This is a genomic window from Mycobacterium sp. SMC-8, assembly GCF_025263565.1.
GTDB lineage: Bacteria > Actinomycetota > Actinomycetes > Mycobacteriales > Mycobacteriaceae > Mycobacterium.
Map to the genome: position 1 here is coordinate 1,635,276 of NZ_CP079865.1, position 20,551 is coordinate 1,655,826.

Sequence of the window (20,551 nt, forward strand, 5' to 3'; positions counted from 1 at the left end):
TGTTGGCTCTGTGCGAAAGGTGCATCGGGCAGCGCCGGCACCGCGTCACGATGCAATCGAAGTGGGATCCGCCGAACGCCGACCAGAACATGGTGGACAGCCTGCGCGGCGAGTACATGCGCCTGTGGGAGACACGTGCGGCCGACCGGGTTGATGAAGTCACCGATGTGGTTCTGACACTGTTGAATTCGGGCAGGGCAGCAGGAGGGCAGGCGGGTACCCTGTGGGCAGCACTCTTCAAACTCGCCCGAAACTACCTGCCTGAGCGGGTACCGCATATGGTCGAGCCCATGTGGACGTTCGTCCGGTCAGCCTGGAAAACCGCGCGCGTCAGGGACTCGAGTCTGGCCGCTCAACTGTTGTTGAGAACGGACGCGGTCGGGGGACATCTCAGCCCGCAGACGATCAGGGAGGCCTTACAAGCGCTCGACGGGGACAAGTTCGAGCCCCTGCTCGTGCGTCTACTCGGAGATAGCGCATGGTGCGCCGGTGATGCCTCGGTGGCGCAGGCATCGATCTGTATTCTCCGTTCGTCGCTCGAAAGCGACCCGCAAAGGCGGGCCGACGGCATCAGCCGTGGTTGGGAGAGTCTTCTTCGTGCAGTCAATTTTGAGCCCCGGGGCGCACTGCGGGCGATCGACGGCCACGACATGGGGCGCATGATCGATGCTCTGCCGAGCGAAGTCATCATCAACGTCGGCGCGTTCCCGGATACGGACAGAGAAGCAGATCTGGCGTCGATGGTCCGCAGGTGGGGTCACAAACAGGCCATCAGTCTGTTCTCCGTATGCCTCTCGCACAACGCCCTACGCCTCGCCATGGACCTGGTTCCGAACAATTGGCCCGACGACCGCAATTGGTCGATTCAAATGGCGAGGCTGCGTGCCCTCCAAGGTCGGCTCACAGATGCGCGCAAACTGCTCATCGAGGGCGCGGCATTGGGCGGGTCCAACCCCACGTCCGTTTCACGCGCTCAGCACGAGTTGGCCAAGCGGACAACAGGTTACGAGAAGCAGATGTGGCAGATGCTCACAGCATTGAACAGGCCTCGCGTGCTCGACGAGCTTCCGGAAGGTTAGCCAGGCGTTCCTCACGACCCGGCCGAGACCCGCGCGGTGATCGCCGCCACCTTCGCCGCAGCGGAGATGGGCACGAAAAAACCGGCTCCTGTGGGGAGCCGGTTCATCGACACCTGGTGAAGAGAAACCAGGTGGGCGGTGACGGTGCCGCCTGCGCCTCTCGGCGAGTGGTCGCTCGAAGCGACGATTGTGTATGGGGCCCGGGGCATGCCCGGCACCGTCGGATGATGTAACCGGCGGGCGTCCGGATGTATTCCGGGCCGCGTCCGCCGCCGACCCCCCGAGCCCGGCGGCGGACGAGCCGCTCGTCACGCACTTTCGGCGTAATAGACCCGGCGCTCTCCGACGGGGTAGCCGTTCTGCTCGGCCAGCGACTTGAGCTGTCGCAACGCGAAGGTCCGGCCACGGCCGCCCTCCGGGACGTAGATGCCCGCCCACAGGCCTTCAGCGCGCGGCGACTCGCAGGCCTCCCGGGCGCACAGCCAGCGCCGCGGGCAGGAACGGCAAATCGCCTTCGCCTCGTCGTCCGCGGTGGTGGTCCAGCGCTCGGGGTCCCTGGTGCACTCGCCGACCGGCGTGTCGTCCCACGACTTTGCGTTCATCGTTGTGCTCCTCTGTGCGCTGCGGCGGGGTCACCGCGATGGAGGACAACGTAACCGACCAAACCGTAGCAGTGCAACAGTTACTGCAGCGGTTACCTGTCGCGAGCACGGTGCCTTCTGTCAACTTAGCCGTATTTTCCAGCAGGAATGCCGCTCAGCGAGCGTCGCAAGAAGGGGCAGGAATCTGTTGCATTGATGCGGTATAGACCGAAGAAGTGATGTAGTTTGGACATGCCCCGGCGCGTTCGGCGCCCCGGTACGCCACTACATTGCTCACTACGACGCGCACCACGAGAGTGCGCCGATCACACAGCTGAGGGACCCGGGTGATGACGAACGCCGAGCCGGTCGAGGAGTCGACCGGTGCGTTGGACCCCGGCATGGTCCGGGCCGGCGCGGCGGCCGCGGCCCGCCGGCGCGAACTGAACATCAGCCAGCGCAGTCTCGCCGCCGACGGCGTCATCAACGCCGGCGCGCTGATCGCGTTCGAGAAGGGACGCAGCTGGCCACGGGAGCGGACCCGGGCGCGGCTCGAGGAGATCCTGCAGTGGCCACCCGGCGCCATCGCCGCGATCCGGCGGGGTGAGCCGGTGCGGCCCGGTGCCGCACCGGGTACTGCGGCGCCGGGGTCCCCGGCCGGCAGTGACGAGGTGTCGCTGATCGCCCAGGCGGTGATCACCGCCGTCAACGCGTTCGCTGCGACGGTGGCGTCACTGCCGCCCGAGGACGACAGCACGTTCGTGCCCCGGGTCAGCGCGATCCTGGCCGATCTCCGGCAGCTCGAAGCGGTGGCCGCCCGGGCCGCGCGCATCGGCCGCGTGACACCGGCGTTGATCAAGGCGCTCAGCACGGTGCGCGGCCTGTACGACGACCTGATGCTGCGGGCCGCCCGTGCACCGCTGGCCACGCTCGGACAGCGGCTCTACGCGGCTCGGCGCGGGGCCAACCTCACGGTCGCCGAAACCGCGCAGGCGGCAGGCGTTTCCGAGCAGACGATCCAGCAGGCCGAGGCCGACGAAGCTCTCTCGCCCGCCGACATCGCCGCGATCGAGGCGCTCGTCAGCCAGATCGCGTGACCTGCGCGGGAAAGAACCCCGCCAGCGCGGCGGCCACCTCGACGAACTTCTTCCGGGTCGGAGCCGACATCTCACTCGTCCCGTCGATCACCCCGCCGGGCCGCAGCTGCCCGTCGAACGGTACCTCGATGACGTGCTGGCCATGTGAAGAGAACTGTTGCGTCAGAAGCTTTCTGGTGCGCTTGTCGGCGTGGCCGTCGGAATCGTTGAGCAGCACCACGGTGCGCTGCAGCAGGGTGGTCATGCCGCGCGCGGCCAGCCAGTCGAGGGTCTGACCGGCCGCGGCCGCGCCGTCGACCCACGGCGAGGACACCACGACCAGCGCGTCGAGGTCGCGCAGCGCCTCCTGGGTCACCGGCGAATCCATCGTGGAACTGCAGTCGATGACCGAGATGGTGAAGTGACGGTCGAGGCGGGCGACCGCTTCACGGTAGATCGCCGGATCGAGCACCCGACGGCGCGCCGGGGTGCCCTCACCGGCGAGCACGAAAAGCCCGGCGGCATTGCAGCCCAGCCGGTTCCGGACATCGGCGAAGGTGTCGAGGTGCTGGTCGCCGGCGAGCTCCCAGAACGATCCCTGCGCCTTCGGGTCGACCCGACTGCCCAGCTTTCCGAACGCGGTGTCCGCGTCGACGGCGACGACGCGCACGTCCTGGCGCAGCTCGGCCAGGACCGATCCGATGGCCGCGGACACGGTGGTCTTGCCGACGCCGCCCTTGCCCATCACGCCGATCTTGAAATTGCCGCGCAGCGGGCCCCGGATGACGGCCTCGAGTGCGGCGATGCGTTTGTCCTCCGGTGACGGGCCGAGGTTGATCAGTCCGAAACTGGCCTTGTAGACAGCCCGGCGCCACCCGCCCCCCGGGGCGGTCTTACGGGCGGGGACCAGCTCGTCGGGGCGGATCCAGTCGGCGAACGTCGTCGGCTGGGGCGCGGTCCAGGGCTCTTCGGCGGGTGGGGGATACGACAGCGGAGGCGGCTGCGGTACCCAGCCCTGCGGGCGCTGCGGCGGACGACCGTCGGCTCGACGCTGCGGTGCGGGCCGAGGCGGGGTGGGCTGGCGGTGCGCATCCGCCGCCCGGGCCGGGGCCGGCGGCGGCATCATCCGGGTCTGTTCGGCGGGGTCGCCGGGATCGGTCGGGTGGTCCCGCCGAAGATCATCGCGGTCGGTCACCACACGCCTCCTCTTCGGTGTTTATGGCATCGCCGCACCAGACTAACCGTGCGCAACTTTCAGCAAACTCATAGACGTTGCGATGGGGAGGGGCTGACGCCGGCTGGTGCGGCTGTACGTGGGGCGGTGCCGACCTCCGGCAAGTGCATCCGAACGGCCTCGTGTCCCTGGCCACGAACGTTAGCGGGAGTGGCAATGGTGCAGTTCCCGCTATCGGTAGCCATTGCTGTAGGGCCGTTCAGGGTGAACTCTGAGTCCATCCGCGGCGAGCAAAAAAGTGTCCGTGGGGGTCCTGCACCGCTGGTACGCTGCCGATGGGAAGGGGACCAGACCATGGCTAAGTTCGGCGGTCAACACGCGGCGGGCAAATTCGGCAACGCCGTCGGCCACGCATCCGCCGTCCGCCGGCGCGGTCTGCCCCGGTGATGGCGAGCCCGTTCTTCGGAGACGGCGAACCCACCCACTACGACGATGTGGTGGGTGTCGAGGTGACGATCGACGGGATGCTCGTCATCGCCGACCTGCTGCACTTGGTCGACTTCCCGCTGTCGCTGGGAATCCGGCCCAACATCCCCTACGAGGATCAGCGCAAGATCGTGTGGGATCAGGTGACCCGAGACCTGACCGCTCAGGGCATCCTGACCGCCTACGGCGATCCACATCCGGAGGTCGCCGCGATGGTCGACGCGTTGAGCCGTCCCGATCGCACGCTGGACTGCCGGTGGTGGCGCCGGGATCTCGGCGGCAAAATGGTCCGTTTCGTGGTCTGCCGGAAAGGCGAGCGCCACGTGGTGGCCGCCCGCGACGACGAGATGCTCGTGCTGCAGCGGGTGGCACCGCAGATCGGTCTGGCCGCGATGGTGACCGTCGTGATCGGTGAGGCCGAGCCTGCCCAGGTCGAACCACTGACGGGCATCGCGGCCAAGCTCGTGGAAGCCCGCACCGCCGAGCAGATCGGCAGGTACGGGCAACCGCCGCTGTCGGCGAAGATCTACGCCGAGGCGACGGCCGACCCCGACAGCTGGGTGGAGATCACCGCCACCGAACGTCACCCCGGCGGGACCTACTCCGAGGCCGGGGTGGGCGCCGGCGTGCTGGACTCCGGCCACGGCCGGATCGTCTCCATCCCCCGGCAGGTCGGCCGCGAGCTGTACGGAAGCTTCCTCCCCGGCTCCCAGGAGAACCTGCAGCGAGCCCTCGACGGCCTGATGCAGTTCCTTCCGTCCCAGGCGTGGTTCGACCACAAGAACGCGCTCGACAACGCGTACTCGGATTGAGAAAGGCGACAGACACGGTGGCCAACCCTCCGCCCGCGAACCCCGACGACGGGGAGCACGACGATCTGGCGGCGCTGGACTTCAGCCTCGCCCGGTCGCAGGGCGAGACCGACCTCAGTGTGATTCTCGGTGACTACGCGGCAGACGATGACGAGCCCGGCGACGATCTGTCCGCGTTCGGTCTCGACCCCTCCGTTGACGCCGACCCGATGCCGACCTTCACCGTCACCAATCCGCCGGGCACCGTGACGGTGACGACGTACATGGACGGTCGCGTGCACCAGGTCGATCTGTCGCCGAAGGCCGCGGAGCTCCCCGAAGCGGTACTCGCCGACGAGATCGTCGTCATCGCCGGCCTGGCCACCCAGGACGCCAGGTCCGCCCAGTACACGTTCATGTTGGATGGGATGAGGCAGCAGGGCCACGACAATGTGGCCACCCGCGACTTCCTCACCCGCGACCTCGATCTGCCCACTCCCGAACAGGCACAGGCGGCCCGCGCCGAACTGTTCACGACCCGTTACGCAGGTGACGAATGACCGAACACCTGGCCGGCATCTTCGGGACCGCGGTGGGGTTGCTGCCCACCTCCCAGGCGCGGTCACTGGAGTTGTTCACCGAGATCACCACCGCTGATGAGGCGGCATGCGACGCGTGGGTAGGCCGCATCCGATGCGGTGACACCGACCGCGTGACGATGTTCCGGGCGTGGTACTCCCGCAACAACTTCGGTCAACTCGCGGGCACCGCCGAGCTGTCGATGAACAGTCTCGGTGCCCGCGTTCCGATCGGCGGCATATACGGCGACATCACCTATCCGGTCAATTCCCCGTTGGCGATCACGCTGGGCTTCGCGGTCAGTGAGGCGACGCTGGGCAACTACGCCGATGCGATGGAAGCCCTCGACGATGCGCCCGCCGCCGGCGGCGAGCATCTGATCGCGTGGGTCAAGGCGGTCATCTATGGTGCTGCGCAGCGCTGGACCGACGTGATCGACGAGGTGCGCAGCGCGGGCACCGCATGGCCTGACAAGTTCCTCGCCGGAGCCGCGCTGGTGGCCCACGGTGTGGCCGCGGCCAACCTCGGCCTGTTCACCGAAGCCGAACGCCGTCTGGTGGAGGCCAATTCGGCCCCGGCCGGGCAGGCGTGCAACAAGGCGATCGCGTGGTACTCCGCGATGGCCTATCGAGCGCTCGGCAACGAGGAAGCCGCCGTGCGCCTGCTCGAGTGGCTGCAGGCCTCCCATCCGTCCGCTGAAGTGGCTGCGGCGCTGCGGGATCCGGCATACCGGCTGCCCACCACCACGGCCGAGCAGATCGCCTCGCGGCGGGACCCGTGGGACCCGTCCAGCGTGGTGGCCGACAACTCCGGGCGGGAGAAGCTGCTGGCCGACGCGCAGGCCGAACTCGACCGCCAGATCGGCCTGACCCGGGTCAAGGAGCAGATCGAGCGATACCGGGCGGCCACGCAGATGGCGAAAGTGCGTGCCGCCCGCGGAATGAAGGTGGCCCAGGCGTCCAAGCACATGATCTTCACCGGACCACCCGGAACCGGCAAGACGACGATCGCCCGCGTGGTGGCCAACATCCTCGCCGGCCTCGGCGTGATCGCCGAACCCAAGCTGGTAGAGACCTCCCGGAAGGATTTCGTCGCCGAGTACGAAGGCCAGTCCGCGGTGAAGACCGCCCGCACCATCGACCGCGCGATGGGCGGGGTGCTCTTCATCGACGAGGCCTACACGCTGGTGCAGGAACGCGACGGCCGTACCGACCCGTTCGGCACGGAGGCGCTCGACACGCTGTTGGCCCGGATGGAGAACGACCGTGACCGGCTGGTGGTGATCATCGCCGGCTACGGCAACGACATCGACCGGCTGTTGGAGGTCAACGAGGGCCTGCGGTCCCGCTTTTCCACCCGGATCGAGTTCGATTCGTACTCTCCCGACGAGATCGTCGACATCGCCAGAGTGATCGCCGCCGGCAATGATTCGAGCCTGAGCGACGAGGCGGCCAAGCACGTGCTGGAAGCCGCGACGCTGCTGAGCCGCAGCACGTCCAGCGGCAAGCCGGCACTAGACGTGGCGGGCAACGGGCGGTACGCCCGCCAGTTGGTGGAGGCCGGCGAACAGACCCGGGACATGCGGCTGGCCCGGTCGCTGGACTTCGACGCCCTCGATGTCGAACAGCTCAGCGAGATCAACGGCGAGGACATGGTGGCGGCGATCGCATCGGTGCACGGACGAATGAACATCAGCGAGTAGGTCATGGCGGGATTCCGGCTCACCACCAAGGTGCAGGTCAGCGGCTGGCGGTTCCTGCTGCGCCGCGTCGAGCACGCGATCGTGCGACGTGATACGCGCATGTTCGACGATCCGTTGCAGTTCTACAGCCGCGCGGTGACGGCCGGAATCGTCCTCGCGGTGCTGATCTGCGTCGGCGCGGTGCTGCTCGCATACTTCAAACCGCTCGGAAAGCGCGGCGGTGACACGCTTCTCGTAGACCGCACCACCAACCAGCTCTTCATCGTGCTGCCCGACAGCAGCCAGCTCCGCCCCGTCTACAACCTGACCTCGGCGCGTCTCATCCTCGGCGAGGGTCGGACTCCGGTTGCGGTCAAGTCCGAAGAACTCGACAAGATGCCCAAGGGACAATCCGTCGGCATCCCGGGTGCGCCGTACGCCACCCCGGTCACGTCGTCGCCGGATTCGCAGTGGACGTTGTGCGACACCGTTATCAAACCGGACAGCGTAGCGCCTGCGGTGGAGTCCTCGGTGCTGATCACCCCGCTGGCGCTGGACGCGTCCGTCGCCGCGATGCGTCCGGAGCAGGGCATGCTGGTCTCCTTCAAAGATCAGGACTGGCTGGTCACCGCGAGCGGCCGGCACCTGGTCGACATGGCCGACCGGGCGGTGACCTCCGCGGTGGGCATCCCGGTGACCGCGCGGTCCACCCCGATCTCGGAAGGCTTGTTCAACGCGCTGCCCAACGCCGGCCCGTGGCGGTTGCCCGACATCCCGGCCGGCGGCACCCCGAACTCGGTGGGTCTGCCCCCGGTGCTGGTGGTCGGTTCCGTATTCGTGACCGTGACCGACTCCGACGAACAGCACTACCTGGTGTTGCCCAACGGTGTCGCGAAGGTCAACAACACGACCGCGGCTGCTCTGCGCGCCACCAACTCCTATGGGCTGATCGAGCCGCCAACGCTGGAGTCCAGCGCGGTTGCCCGCGTTCCGGAGCAGGTCTATTCCTCCCCGCTGCCCGACGCGCCGATGGAAATGCTGCCGCGCCAAGAGGTTCCGACGCTGTGCTGGGCCTGGCAGCGGGTCGCCGGGGACCAGACGCCCAAGATGACGGTCATCGCCGGCCGTCGGCTTCCGCTCTCCCCGCAGATGCTGCGCTCCGGTATCGACCAGATCACCGGCGACGCAACGGTCTACATCGACGGCGGGCAGTACATCCGGCTCCAGTCGCCGGATCCGCGCTACGGCGAGAACCTCTACTACATCGATCCGCAAGGGGTGCGCTACGGCCTGCCCGACGAGCAGACCGCGGCGAAACTGGGACTGTCCTCGCCGCGCACCGCTCCATGGCAGGTGGTGAGTCTGCTGGTCGACGGCCCGGTGCTCTCGCAGCAGGCGGCGCTGGTGGAGCACGACACGTTGCCGCCGAACCCGAATCCGCGACGCGCCGGGGGCGACGCCGCGGTGGCGGGCGCAAGCACTGGAGGCGGAGGATGACCACACGCAAGTTCACCCCGATCATCAAGCGGGGACCGCGTCTGACGCCCGGGGAGATCAATGTCACCCCGCCCGAAGATCTCGGCGTCGACATCCCGCCGTCGGGCATGCAGAAGGCGCTGCCCTGGGTGATGGGCGGCTGCATGCTCGGGATGATCGCGATCCTGATCTTCGGTGGGCTGCGCGCCTTCTCGCCGTACATGCTGATGATGCCGCTGATGGTGGTGATGGGCGCGGTGGGTATGATGGCCGGTGGCGGCAGCGGCGGCAAGAAGGTGCCCGAGATCAACGCCGACCGCAAGGAGTACCTGCGCTATCTGGCCGGATTGCGCACCCGGGTGACGTCCTCGGCGTCGGCTCAGGTCACGTTCTTCAACTATCACGGGCCGCATCCCGAGGATCTGTTGTCGATCGTCGGTACGCACCGGCAGTGGTCACGACCGTCCAACCACGACTTCTACGCGGCGACGAGGATAGGGCTGGGCTCCGAACCCGCCGTCGACCGGCTGCTCAAGCCCGCGGTCGGCGCCGAGCTCGCCGGACCCGCCGGCGCTCCGCAGCCCCATCTGGAGCCGGTCAGCCACATGTGGGTGACCAAGTTCCTGCGCACGCATGGGCTGATTCACGATTGCCCGAAACTGGTGCAGCTGAAGACATTTCCGACGATAGCCATCGGCGGTGACCCCGAGGGCTCGGCGGCGCTGCTCCGCGCGATGATCTGCCACCTGGCGGTGTTCCATCCGCCGGACATGTTGCAGATGCGGGTGCTCACCGACAACCCCGAGGATCCGGCCTGGGCGTGGCTGAAGTGGCTGCCCCACCTGCAGCATCAGTCCGACACCGACGCCGCGGGCGCCACCCGCATGGTGTTCACCCGACCGGACGCGCTGAGCGACCTGGCCGCGCGCGGCCCGCACACCGCCGACGCGACCCCGAGCGGACCGTACGTCGTGGTCATCGACTTGACCGGCGGCAGAGCCGGTTTCCCGATGGACGGGCGCTCCGGCGTCACTGTCATCACGCTCGGTAACCATCGCTCCGCCTACCGGATCCGGGTTAACGAGGACGGCACCGCCGACGACAAACTGCCCGGTGCGTCGTTCCGGCAGGTAACCAGTCAGGTTGACGGGATCGCCCCGCGGCAGGCCGAGCGGGTGGCCCGCAAGCTGGCAGGGTGGTCGATCACCGGGACGATCATCGACAAGGGCACCCGGGTGCAGAAGAAGGTCGCGACCGAATGGCACGAGATCGTCGGGGCGCAATCGGTCGAGGAGGTCACCCCGGCGCGCTGGCGGATGTTCACCGACACCGACCGGGACCGGCTCCGGATCCCGTTCGGCCACGAACTCAAGACCGGCGACGTGATGTACCTGGACATCAAGGAGGGTGCGGAGTTCGGCGCGGGTCCGCACGGAATGCTCATCGGCACCACCGGTTCCGGCAAGTCGGAGTTCCTGCGCACGTTGATCCTGTCGCTGGCGGCCACCCATCACCCCGACCAGATCAACCTGCTGCTCACCGATTTCAAGGGCGGATCGACCTTCCTCGGCATGGAGAAACTGCCGCACACCGCGGCGGTGGTCACCAACATGGAGGAGGAAGCCGAGCTGGTCAGCCGCATGGGTGAGGTGCTCACCGGTGAACTCGACCGCAGGCAGTCCATCCTGCGGCAGGCGGGCATGCAGGTCGGCGCGGCGGGTGCGCTGTCCGGCGTCGCCGAATACGAGAAGCACCGCGAGCGGGGAGCCGATCTTCCGCCGCTGCCCACGCTTTTCGTGGTGGTCGACGAGTTCGCCGAACTGCTGCAGAACCATCCGGACTTCATCGGGTTGTTCGACCGGATCTGCCGCGTCGGCCGGTCGCTGCGCGTGCACCTGCTGCTGGCGACGCAATCGCTGAACACCGGTGGCACCCGCATCGACAAGCTCGAGCCCAACCTCACCTACCGAATCGCGTTGCGCACCACAAGCTCCGCGGAGTCCAAAGCGGTGATCGGCACACCCGAAGCGCAGTACATCACCAACAAGGAGAGCGGTGTCGGCTTCCTGCGGATCGGCATGGAGGATCCGGTGAAGTTCCAGAGCGTCTACACCGGCAATCCGTATGTGCCCACCGTGGTCAGCGCGGGAGACGACGAGGCTCCGAAAGCGCATGCCGACAGAAACATCCGTATCCACCGCTTCACCACGGCGCCGATCATGGATGCGAGGGTGAGCTGATGACGGTCGAGTCCGGGCAGAAGGTGCTGCGCGAAGTTGTCCTTGAGCAGCTGACCACCGGTGAGAATCATGCCTACCGGATGTGGTTGCCGCCGTTGGCCGATCCCACACCGGTCAACGAGCTGATCGCGCGCGACTACGAGCGGCGGCCGTTGCGGATCGGGCTCGGCATCATGGACGAGCCCCGCCGGCACCGGCAGGAGGTGTGGGGTATCGACGTCACCACCGCCGCAGGCAACATCGCGATCGGCGGGGCGCCTCAGACGGGTAAGTCGACGCTGTTGCAGACGTTCATCCTGTCGGCATCGGCGTCGCACACCCCGCGCCAGATTCAGTTCTACTGCGTCGACATGGGCGGCGGCGGGCTGATGTACATCGAGGACCTGCCACATGTCGGTGGCGTGGCGACCCGGGCCGAGCCGGACCGGGTCAACCGTGTGGTCGCCGAGGTGAAAGCCGTGCTGCGGCAACGTGAGCAGACGTTCAAGGAGTACCGGGTCGGCTCCATGGCCGACTACCGGCAGATGCGGGACAACCCCGATCACCCGGCGTCGGCGGACCCTTTCGGGGATGTGTTCCTGGTCATCGACGGCTGGCCGGCGTTCGCAGCCGAGTTCGCCGAACTGGAAGCCACCGTGCAGGACATCGCCGGGCAGGGACTGGCCTACGGCGTGCACACGATGATCTCCACTCCGCGCTGGACGGAACTGCGTGCCCGGGTGCGCGACTACCTCGGCACCAAGATCGAATTCCGGCTGGGCGACGTCAACGAGACCCAGATCGACCGGATCACCCGCGAGATCCCGATCAACCGCCCAGGACGGGCCGTGTCGACCGAGAAGCACCACCTGATGATCGGGGTGCCCCGGCTGGACGGCGTGCACAGCGCCGAGGGACTGGTGCCCGCAATGTCCGCGGCCGTCAAGGAGATCGCGGCGCGTCACACCGAGGAAGCCCCGCGCGTGCGGGTGCTGCCCAGCCGCATCTACCTCAACGAGCTGGATCCGAACCCGCCCGGTCCGGACGCGGATTACCGGACGCGCTGGACGATCCCGGTCGGCGTGCGCGAATCGGACCTCACGGTGGCGCACAACCATATGCACACCACCCCGCACCACCTGATCTTCGGTGCGGCCAAGTCCGGCAAGACCACCGTCGCGCACGCGATCGCGCGGGCGATCTGTGCCCGCAACACTCCGCAGCAGGTCCGGTTCATGGTGGCCGACTATCGGTCCGGTCTGCTGGAGGCGGTGCCTGAGACCCATCTGCTGCCGGCCGGCGGGATCAACCGCAACCACAGCGTGCTGGAGGAGTCGATCAGGGCGCTGGTGTCGAACCTGGTGAAGCGGCTACCGCCGACCGACCTCACCCCGTCGCAGCTGCGGCAGCGGTCGTGGTGGACCGGACCCGACGTCGTGCTGTTGGTCGACGACTGGCACATGATCACCGCCGCCGGCGGCATGCTGTCGCCGATGGCCCCGCTGGCGCCGTTGCTGCCGGCCGCCGCCGACATCGGTCTGCACCTGGTCGTCACGTGCCAGATGAGCCAGGCGAGCCGGGCCACGATGGACAAGTTCGTCGGGACCGCGTACGGGGCGGGCACCCCGACGATGTTCCTGTCCGGAGAGAAGCAGGACTTTCCGTCCCGCGAGATCGTGGTCAAGAAAAGGCCCCCTGGCCAGGCGTTTTATGTGACACCGGATGTGAAGGAAGTGATCCAGGCGGCGTATGTGGATCCGCCCGAAGAATAAGTGTTCAGAGCACTCTCTGACGGCGGTTAATATTGGGAAGTGCTTTTCCAGCAAATGGGAGAGTAGCCGAAAGGCAATTTTTGCCGGGGGGGTCAAAAAACATCCCCGCTGGGTATCGGTGCCGATACTCCACAACTAAAGACATCCATGTGTTTAGACCAGCGAGGTAACAGCAAATGCAGCCATTGAGTCATAACCCGGGTGCTGTCGGCGTCGGCGGGCAGGTCACCGCGAACGGCGCGCGGGGTCTTGCGACGGGCACCGCGGCCACCGCCGAGGTCAGTGCGCTCGCCCCGGCAGGGGCTGATGAGGTCTCGGCCGCGGCGGCGTTGAACTTCGCTGCCGAAGGCGTGCAGACCCTCGGCATCAACGCACTCGCGCAGGAGGAGATCGCGCGCGCGGGCGCCGCCGTCATCGAGATCGCCGGGGTGTATCAGGCCGTCGACGCTGCGAACGGCGCGACGCTGATCTGAGCGGAGCAACCTGAGTCATGGCCGCCATCGGCATTCCCATCCCACCGATCTGGGTAGCGTTCCCTCCCGAGATCAATACGTCGCGGCTGCAGGCCGGTGCCGGTGCGGTGCCGATGCTGCAGGCGGCGGCGGGCTGGGAGGCGTTCGCGATCTCGCTGGAGACGCAGGCCGATGAGCTGACGGCCAGCCTCGCCTCGCTGGCCCAGATGTGGCAGGGAATGGGCAGCGAGCGCGCGGTTGCCGCGGCGATGCCGATGGTGTTGTGGCTGCGAATGCTCTCGCTGCAGGCGCACAAACGGGCCGCCCAGGCGTCGGCGCAGGCGTCGGCGTGGACCACAGCGGCCACCGGCACCCCGCAGTTGCCCGAGATCGAGCAGAACCACATCACCAACGCGGTGCTCAACGCCACCAACTTCCTCGGCGTCAACACCGTCCCGATCGCGGTCAATGAGGCTGACTACGTACGGATGTGGAACCAGGCGGCCGCGGTGATGACCGCCTATGAGACCGAGACCATGCTGAACTCGACCTTCGAACCGGTGGCGCCGCCGAAGCCGATCGTGCTGCCGGGCGGAGCCGAGTCGGCGCTGGCCACCGGACTGGCCGGCGCCGCCCCCGGGATGGCGACCGCCGTCGCCCGCAATGCGACGTTTACCAAGGTGAGCAGCATCGGCAAGCTGGACGAGCTCAACCAGAAAGCCGGAAAGGTCGAAGGGACACTGCATCAGGCCGCGAATTCGGGCCGCTCCCAAGCCGAGCAGGGCCAGCTGCTGCAGCAGGCCCCCCAGCAGGGAATGCAGATGGGCATGCAGATGGCCTCCCAGTTGGGCTCGACGCTGGGCCAGGTCCCGCAGCAGATGATGCAGGGGGTCACGCAGCCGTTCCAGCAGCTGACGCAGCCGCTTCAGCAGATGTCCTCGCTGTTCGGTCAGATGGGCGGATTCGGTGGCGACAAGGGGGCACAGATCGGAATGCTGGGCGCCACACCGTTTTCCAACCACCCAGCGATCGGTGGGAACGGTGCTGCCGCCGGTGCGGGTCTGGTGCGCGCCGCGTCGTTACCCGGTGCGGGCGGTACTGCTGCGCGGACCCCACTGATGTCGAACCTTGTCGGTTCAGGACTGCAGCCGACGATGAACGCCGTGTCGGTCGGAGCGGGAGCCGGTGCGGGCGTCGGCGCCGGCCTGGCTCCTGTCGGCGCCGGAGGCGGGATGGGCGCCGGCGGACCGATGGGGATGCTGGGCCAGCGCGGCAGGAGCGGTGGCAGCAAGCCCGGATTGAACGCGCCCGCACCGCTGGAGCACGACCTCAGCGAAGACGAAGACGACGACTGGTAGTCGTCCACCACAGACTTGCCGGCCGCCTGGGTCGGGAGGGCTCGCCGATGCGGCGAGAGCACAGGGAAACCGAAACGCCGGTAACAGAGAGAAGGTCATCACATGGCACTTGAGGCAGATGTTGCGTCGTTAGCCACAGAGGCGGGGACATTCGACCGGATCGCGGGCGAGCTCACTGCGGTGCGCGCCCAGGTCGAGTCCACCGCCGCGGCTCTGGCAGTCAACCTGGATACCCCGGATGCGGGCAGGGCGGCGCAGGCCGCGCTGCTGCGTTACCAGGAGGCCTCCGATCAGCAGATCCGTCTGCTCACGGACATCTCGCAGAACATCCAGATCAGCGGCATCAAGTACGAAGCCACCGACGCCGACAACTCCTCGCGCGTCGCGGCCTCGATGAGCAACGTCCTGTAGCCCACACCCTCAGACCTTAAGGAGAACCATTGTGACTAGCGGAGGCTCGATCAACTACAACTTCGCCGGCATCGAAGCCGATTCCGGTGAGATCAGCGCGGCCGTGGGCAAGGTCAACGGCCTGCTCGCCGAGGGCCAGGGCGCACTGAACCGGCTCCAGGGCACGTGGCGCGGGGACGGCGCGATGTCCTACGAGGCCGTCCAGCAGCGCTGGAACCAGAACTCCGAGGAACTGAACCTGGCGCTGCAGAGCCTGGCGCACGCGGTTCGCGACTCCGGTGTCGACATGGGCGGCACCGAGCAGAACGTGATGGGAATGTTCACCTAACAGCTGCACCACGCCGGTGGGCGACCGGTCCCGGGACCGCGATCGCCCACCGCGTGCACAGCTCGCTTCACACCGAAACCCCTTGAGAGGTGCACATGTCGGCCGACTATGACCGGCTCTTCCACTCCCCGGATGCCGTCCGAACCGCCGACGAGGATCCCGACCGGGACCCCACGCCGGCAGGGCGGGACACCGCGGTGCCGCCGGGGAACCCACCCAGCGGGGACGCGACCCCGCCGCCCATGCCGGCGGCATCTGCGCGCACCCAGACGGCGCAGGCACCTCCGTCCTGGCACACCGAGGTGATGAGCCCGGTCAACGATCTGCAACCGCCACCGCAGGCGGCTCCGCAGCATCGGGTGCCCAACAACGGGATGATGCGTGCTCCACAATCCACGCCCCAGCCGGGGGCACGCCACGAGCAGCAGCGCCCGATGACCGCCCCGGCGCCACGGCCGGCACCGGCGCCGCCGCCGTCGCAGTTCTACGGCGACAGCGTCGATCACCGACCGCCGGCGGCACCCACCTCGGCGGCCACGATGGGCAATCACCGCGCCATCGACGCGCTCTCCCACGTCGGGGTGCGCTCGGCGGTCAAGATGCCGTCCCAACGCGGCTGGCGGCACTGGCTCTACGTGATGACCAGGATCAACCTGGGGCTCTCCCCCGACGAGGTCTACGAACTGGACCTGCACACGCGGATCCGCCGCAACGCCCGCGACTCGTACCACATCGGGGTCTTCGGGCTCAAGGGCGGTGTCGGTAAGACGGCCGTCACCGTCGCGTTGGGGTCTGCGCTCGCCAGCATCCGCGGAGACCGGATCCTCGCCATCGACGCCGATCCGGACGGCGGCAATCTCGCCGACCGCGCCGGCCGGCAGTCGGCCGCGACGATCGCGGACCTGCTGTCGGACAAGGAACTGAAGCGCTACAACGATATTCGGGCCTACACCAGCATGAACGCCGCGAACCTGGAGGTGCTGTCCTCGGAGGAGTACAGCGCCGCCCGGCGCGAGTTCAACGACGAGGACTGGCGTGCCGCCACCGAGATCGTCTCCCGTTACTACAACTTGGTGCTCGCCGACTGCGGCGCGGGGCTGTTCCAGCCGGGCGCCCGCGGGGTGCTCTCGACGGTGTCCGGACTGGTGATCGTCGCCAGCGCATCCATCGACGGAGCGCGTCAGGCGGCGATCACGATGGACTGGTTGCGGCAGAACGGATATCAGGACCTGCTCGGAAGGTCCTGTGTCGTGATCAACCATGTGACCCCGGGCAAGCCGAACATCGACGTCGAGGACCTGGTGCAACAGTTCGAGCGGCATGTGCCTGCCGGACGGGTCATCGTGCTGCCGTGGGACAAGCACATCGCCGCGGGCACCGAGATTCAATTGGGGCTGCTCGGCAAGACATTCACCCGCCGGATCGTCGAGTTGGCCGCGGCGCTGTCCGACGACTTCGACAGGCTTGAGCGGCGTTGACCGCAACGGTTGCCCCTCCGACGTCGTCGGGCACCACGCCGGGGCGCCCGTCGACCACCCGCGTCACGATCCTGACCGGCCGTCGGATGACCGATCTGGTGCTGCCGTCGGCCGCGCCGATCGAGACCTACGTCGACGAGACGGTGTCGGTACTGGCCGACATCCTCGCCGACACACCCGCAGACGTGTTGGCGGGCTTCGACTTCAAGGCCCAAGGAGTCTGGTCGTTCGCCCGTCCCGGCGCGCCACCGATCAAGCTGACCGACTCCCTCGATGACGCAGGCGTGGTCGATGGATCGTTGTTGACCGTCGTCTCGGTGAGCCGGACCGAACGGTACCGCCCGTTGGTCGAGGACGTCATCGACGCCATCGCCGTGCTCGACGAGACCCCGGAGTTCGACCGCGGCGCGCTGTACCGCTTCGTCGGGCTGATGCTGCCGCTGGCGGCGCTGATGGTCACGACGGTGGGGGTTCTGTCGTGGCAGTCAACCGGCCGCCACTGGTGGTGGGCGGTGGCCCTTGGCGTGCTCGGCCTGGGTCTGACGGGCGGCAGCATGCTCGCCCAGAAGCGGTTCGACAACTTGAACATGGCCGAGAGCCTGCTGGTGTCGTCGATGGTGGCACTCGCCGGTGCCGTCGTGTTGGCGGTTCCGTTGCCGGACGGGGTGGAGTCCCTGGGCGCGCCGCAAGTCGCGGGCGCCGGGGCGCTGGTGCTGCTGATGGTCCTGGCCACCCGAGGCGGTCCGCGCGGCCGGGCCGAAGTCGCGGCGTTTCTGGCGGTCGTCTCGCTGGCGCTGACGATCGCCGCCGTGGCGTACGGCTACGGATGGAACAGCTGGGTTCCGGCCGGGGCGATCGCTTTCGGGCTGATCGTGGTCACCAACGCCGCGAAACTGACGGTGGCCGTGGCGCGGATCGCGTTGCCGCCGATCCCGGCGCCGGGTGAGACGGTGACCAACGACGAGCTGCTGGACCCGGTGACCACGACGGATGCGTCCGAGGAATCCGAGACGTGGCAGGCGATCATCGCGTCGGTGCCGAGTTCGGCGGCGCGGTTGACCGAGCGCAGCCGACTGGCCAAACGCCTGCTGATCGGCTTCCTGAGCGCGGGAGCACTGATTCTCGCCGCGGGCTCGATCGCCGTGGTCGTCCAAGGGCACTTCTTCGTGCACAGCGTGATCGTCGCCGTCCTGGTGACGATGTTGTGCGGCTTCCGTTCCCGGCTGTACGCCGAGCGGTGGTGCGCGTGGGCTCTGATGGCGGCGGCGGTGGCGATCCCGACCGGAGTCACGGTGCGGCTGTGCCTGTGGTACCCGGAACGGGCCTGGCTGCTGCTCGCGGTGTACACGGCGCTGGCGGTGGTCGCCGTCATCCTCATCGGTGCGAGCGAGGGTGTTCGGAGGATCTCGCCGGTGACCAAGCGGATTCTCGAATTGTTGGACGGGGCGACGATCGCCGCCGTGATCCCCATGCTGCTGTGGATCGCCGGGGTGTACGACGTCCTGCGGAACCTGCGGTTCTAGGAGGCCGATATGGCGACCGGAGGCACCCCACCACCGCTCTCGGTGAACCCCGAGGAGCTGAGCGCCGCCGGTGGTGCACTGTTGAACGCGGCAGGTCAACTACCGGAGGCGCCACCACCTTTCATGCCGGTGGGCACGGATCCGTTGTCGGTGGCGATCATCGGGCAGATCCCGGCGGTGGAAGTGCCCATCGCCACGCAGCTGCCGTTGATCCAGGCGCAGGCGACGACCACCGCGGAGAACGTGCAGAACGCCGCGCAGGCCTATGCGGCCACCGACGCACGCAACGGTGCCAAGATCACCAAGCTCATGGAGAATGCTCCGGAAACGCTCGGAATGGGTTCCGGCGGAGGGGGAATGGCGGCGGGGTCCGGCGGCGCCGGGTCCGCGGGTCAGGTGATGAGCGCGCCGATGCAGATGGCCGGTCAGGTGGCGCAGATGCCGATGCAGGTCATGGGTGCGGTGGCCGCGGTGCCGCAGGGAATCATGCAGGGCGCGCAGCAGGCCGGCCAGCAGGTGCAGCAGATGGTGGGGCAGTTCGGTCAGGGCGGTGCAGGAGGTCAGACCGGCTCGTCTGCCGGCGATAGTCGTGCCCCCGAGGTTCCCGGCGTTCCGGACACGGGTTCAGACGGTGCCGCCGCGGGAGCACCCGATGCCGAACGTGCACCGGAGGCCAAGGAGAAGGCTGATGCTTCCGGCGAACAGCGCGAGGGTCGTCATCGCGCCCCTGACCCCGACGAAAGGATCAATCTGTGACCGCACCCCTGGAAGTCGACACCAGCGTGCTGCGCCGGGTCGGCGGCGACTTCAGCGCCGCCGGCGACCGGATGGCGGGAATGCGGGCCGACGCACCGCTCGCAGACGCGGCGGCCGGAGTGCCCGAATTGCAGACCGCCGCGGCGTGTTACGCCGCGCAAAGCACCATCGCCGCTGAGATGGAGACCATCGCCGGCAACGCGCGCACCTACGGCACCGATCTGAAAAGCGCTGCCGACCGGTACGACGCGACCGACGAGGCGTCCGGCGAGGCGATCGAGGGCGTCGGCATTCCCGCGCCGAGGTGACTACCTCCGGACGGCGCGGCAGGCGTGGTCGGTGAGCGCTTGCAGCTGGTTGGCCGCGTCGTCGAGGTGGCTGTCCGGCAGCCCGTAGCTCGGGAGCGCCAAGGCGAAGGCACGTCGGTAGTGGGACGACAGCGCGGCGAAGTCCGCGGCGGTCAGGTTGCCGCTCAGCAGGCCGAGAAGCTGAGTCCGGTCGGCGTTCTGCGACATGATGCCCGCGGTTCTGTCATCGAGCTGACGAAGCTCCGTAGGGCGTTGCGAGGCAGGCACATTCCGGTCGTGCCGGTCGCGCCATTCGCGGGTCTGGTCGGTGTATTCGATCGTCATCGAGATCCATTCGTCGCAGAAGGCGGAGGGCTCGACGATGAACCGCGGCGGTCGGCCGGGGTCGGGCAATCGCTCCTCGGGAACCGGGGGAGGTCCAGGCAGGACCAGAGGTCCGCGGTCCGCTGCGGCGCCGAAATCAATTGCCGCGCAGATTGACCGGATAGCTCCGACGGCGCCGGCTGCCGCACGCGCGAGCTGGTCTGCCGCGGGACGGTAGTTGCCGACGCTGCCGGCGTAGGCCCGCCAGTACGCGATGGCCTGTCCGTACAGCTCCCGCATGACCCGGTGCGGGGTCTGCTTGGCCAGCGGGACCGTCTTGTCTGCGGCTCCGCGCATCGCCTCCGCCACCGCCTCGTACTGTCGGCGCTGATCCTCAGTCCACTCGGATCGGGGGATGGCCGGGTCACGACGGTGCCAGCCGTTACCGAGCTCGGTGCCGAGCGCTGCGATGATCGGTTCCCAGTCCGGGCAGGTGGGGTCTTCGGTGATGATGCTGACCGGATCCTGGTCCTCGGCGCTGGCGATCTGCTCCGGTTTGACGGTGGGGCTGGGGGGCGGCGCCGGCGCGGCAGACTGCGCGGCCTGGTCGGATTCCCCACGGGAGATCCACAGCACGGCGGTGACGAGCACGATGACCGCGAGCAGGGCGCCGACCATGCGGGGCAGGTGGAGACGTCTCAGCTGAGTCATCTCCACCGA

Annotated in this window: 19 protein-coding genes; 16 read left to right on the forward strand and 3 right to left on the reverse strand. The window is 68.0% G+C overall.

All coding sequences use genetic code 11. The features are described 5' to 3' along the window. Window positions 1–50: 50 nt before the first annotated feature. Window positions 51–1,079, forward strand: a complete 1,029-nt coding sequence (locus KXD97_RS08005) for a hypothetical protein (RefSeq protein ID WP_260756202.1) — start codon at window positions 51–53, stop codon at window positions 1,077–1,079. A gap of 308 nt (window positions 1,080–1,387) precedes the next feature. Here the strand turns inward: KXD97_RS08005 and KXD97_RS08010 are convergent, their stop codons facing one another. Beyond that, window positions 1,388–1,681 (reverse strand): WhiB family transcriptional regulator, encoded by a 294-nt coding sequence (locus tag KXD97_RS08010; protein WP_260756203.1) that lies wholly within the window; start codon window positions 1,679–1,681, stop codon window positions 1,388–1,390. 329 nt (window positions 1,682–2,010) lie between these two features. On the opposite strand from KXD97_RS08010, the gene KXD97_RS08015 reads away from it, so the two are divergent. Continuing rightward, entirely contained in the window at window positions 2,011–2,757 is a 747-nt protein-coding gene (locus KXD97_RS08015; RefSeq protein WP_260756204.1) for a helix-turn-helix transcriptional regulator, read from the forward strand. On the opposite strand, the gene KXD97_RS08020 is transcribed toward KXD97_RS08015, so the two are convergent. Continuing rightward, window positions 2,741–3,931 (reverse strand): MinD/ParA family protein, encoded by a 1,191-nt coding sequence (locus KXD97_RS08020; RefSeq protein ID WP_396884819.1) that lies wholly within the window; start codon window positions 3,929–3,931, stop codon window positions 2,741–2,743. The two genes, KXD97_RS08015 and KXD97_RS08020, sit on opposite strands and share 17 nt — an antisense overlap. A 425-nt stretch (window positions 3,932–4,356) precedes the next feature. Between KXD97_RS08020 and KXD97_RS08025 the strand changes: the two genes are divergently transcribed. The 14 genes from KXD97_RS08025 to KXD97_RS08090 all read left to right on the forward strand — a co-directional run bounded on the left by KXD97_RS08025 (window position 4,357) and on the right by KXD97_RS08090 (window position 19,528). After that, window positions 4,357–5,208 (forward strand): ESX secretion-associated protein EspG, encoded by an 852-nt coding sequence (locus KXD97_RS08025; protein WP_260756206.1) that lies wholly within the window; start codon window positions 4,357–4,359, stop codon window positions 5,206–5,208. Window positions 5,209–5,225: 17 nt separating this feature from the next. Beyond that, window positions 5,226–5,747 carry a DUF2694 domain-containing protein gene (locus KXD97_RS08030; RefSeq protein WP_260756207.1) on the forward strand — a complete coding sequence of 174 codons (522 nt, stop codon included), beginning with the start codon at window positions 5,226–5,228 and terminating at the stop codon, window positions 5,745–5,747. Next, entirely contained in the window at window positions 5,744–7,468 is a 1,725-nt protein-coding gene (gene eccA / locus KXD97_RS08035; RefSeq protein WP_260756208.1) for a type VII secretion AAA-ATPase EccA, read from the forward strand. Before KXD97_RS08030 ends, eccA begins: the two co-directional genes overlap by 4 nt. A 3-nt stretch (window positions 7,469–7,471) precedes the next feature. Continuing rightward, window positions 7,472–8,944: a type VII secretion protein EccB gene (gene eccB, locus KXD97_RS08040; RefSeq protein ID WP_260756209.1), complete on the forward strand. Its 1,473-nt coding sequence runs from the start codon at window positions 7,472–7,474 to the stop codon at window positions 8,942–8,944. Then, window positions 8,941–11,163, forward strand: a complete 2,223-nt coding sequence (gene eccCa / locus KXD97_RS08045; RefSeq protein WP_260756210.1) for a type VII secretion protein EccCa — start codon at window positions 8,941–8,943, stop codon at window positions 11,161–11,163. Before eccB ends, eccCa begins: the two co-directional genes overlap by 4 nt. Next, window positions 11,163–12,914 (forward strand): type VII secretion protein EccCb, encoded by a 1,752-nt coding sequence (gene eccCb / locus KXD97_RS08050; protein ID WP_260756211.1) that lies wholly within the window; start codon window positions 11,163–11,165, stop codon window positions 12,912–12,914. The genes eccCa and eccCb overlap by 1 nt, the downstream gene beginning before the upstream one ends. A gap of 176 nt (window positions 12,915–13,090) precedes the next feature. After that, window positions 13,091–13,387 carry a PE family protein gene (locus KXD97_RS08055; RefSeq protein WP_260756212.1) on the forward strand — a complete coding sequence of 99 codons (297 nt, stop codon included), beginning with the start codon at window positions 13,091–13,093 and terminating at the stop codon, window positions 13,385–13,387. Between the two features lie 17 nt (window positions 13,388–13,404). Continuing rightward, entirely contained in the window at window positions 13,405–14,724 is a 1,320-nt protein-coding gene (locus KXD97_RS08060; RefSeq protein WP_260756213.1) for a PPE family protein, read from the forward strand. A 102-nt stretch (window positions 14,725–14,826) separates the two neighbouring features. Further along, window positions 14,827–15,135 carry a WXG100 family type VII secretion target gene (locus KXD97_RS08065; RefSeq protein WP_260756214.1) on the forward strand — a complete coding sequence of 103 codons (309 nt, stop codon included), beginning with the start codon at window positions 14,827–14,829 and terminating at the stop codon, window positions 15,133–15,135. 31 nt (window positions 15,136–15,166) lie between these two features. Continuing rightward, window positions 15,167–15,463 carry a WXG100 family type VII secretion target gene (locus KXD97_RS08070; RefSeq protein ID WP_260756215.1) on the forward strand — a complete coding sequence of 99 codons (297 nt, stop codon included), beginning with the start codon at window positions 15,167–15,169 and terminating at the stop codon, window positions 15,461–15,463. Window positions 15,464–15,558: 95 nt separating this feature from the next. Beyond that, on the forward strand, window positions 15,559–16,941 hold the full coding sequence (locus tag KXD97_RS08075; RefSeq protein ID WP_260756216.1) for a MinD/ParA family protein: 1,383 nt from the start codon (window positions 15,559–15,561) through the stop codon (window positions 16,939–16,941). Beyond that, window positions 16,938–18,464, forward strand: coding sequence for a type VII secretion integral membrane protein EccD (gene eccD, locus KXD97_RS08080; RefSeq protein WP_260756217.1), 1,527 nt, complete (start codon window positions 16,938–16,940; stop codon window positions 18,462–18,464). Before KXD97_RS08075 ends, eccD begins: the two co-directional genes overlap by 4 nt. A gap of 9 nt (window positions 18,465–18,473) precedes the next feature. Next, window positions 18,474–19,220 (forward strand): hypothetical protein, encoded by a 747-nt coding sequence (locus KXD97_RS08085; protein ID WP_260756218.1) that lies wholly within the window; start codon window positions 18,474–18,476, stop codon window positions 19,218–19,220. Continuing rightward, window positions 19,217–19,528: an ESX-1 secretion-associated protein gene (locus KXD97_RS08090; RefSeq protein ID WP_260756219.1), complete on the forward strand. Its 312-nt coding sequence runs from the start codon at window positions 19,217–19,219 to the stop codon at window positions 19,526–19,528. The genes KXD97_RS08085 and KXD97_RS08090 overlap by 4 nt, the downstream gene beginning before the upstream one ends. Here the strand turns inward: KXD97_RS08090 and KXD97_RS08095 are convergent, their stop codons facing one another. After that, on the reverse strand, window positions 19,529–20,542 hold the full coding sequence (locus KXD97_RS08095; RefSeq protein WP_260756220.1) for a hypothetical protein: 1,014 nt from the start codon (window positions 20,540–20,542) through the stop codon (window positions 19,529–19,531). Between the last annotated feature and the right edge of the window lie 9 nt (window positions 20,543–20,551).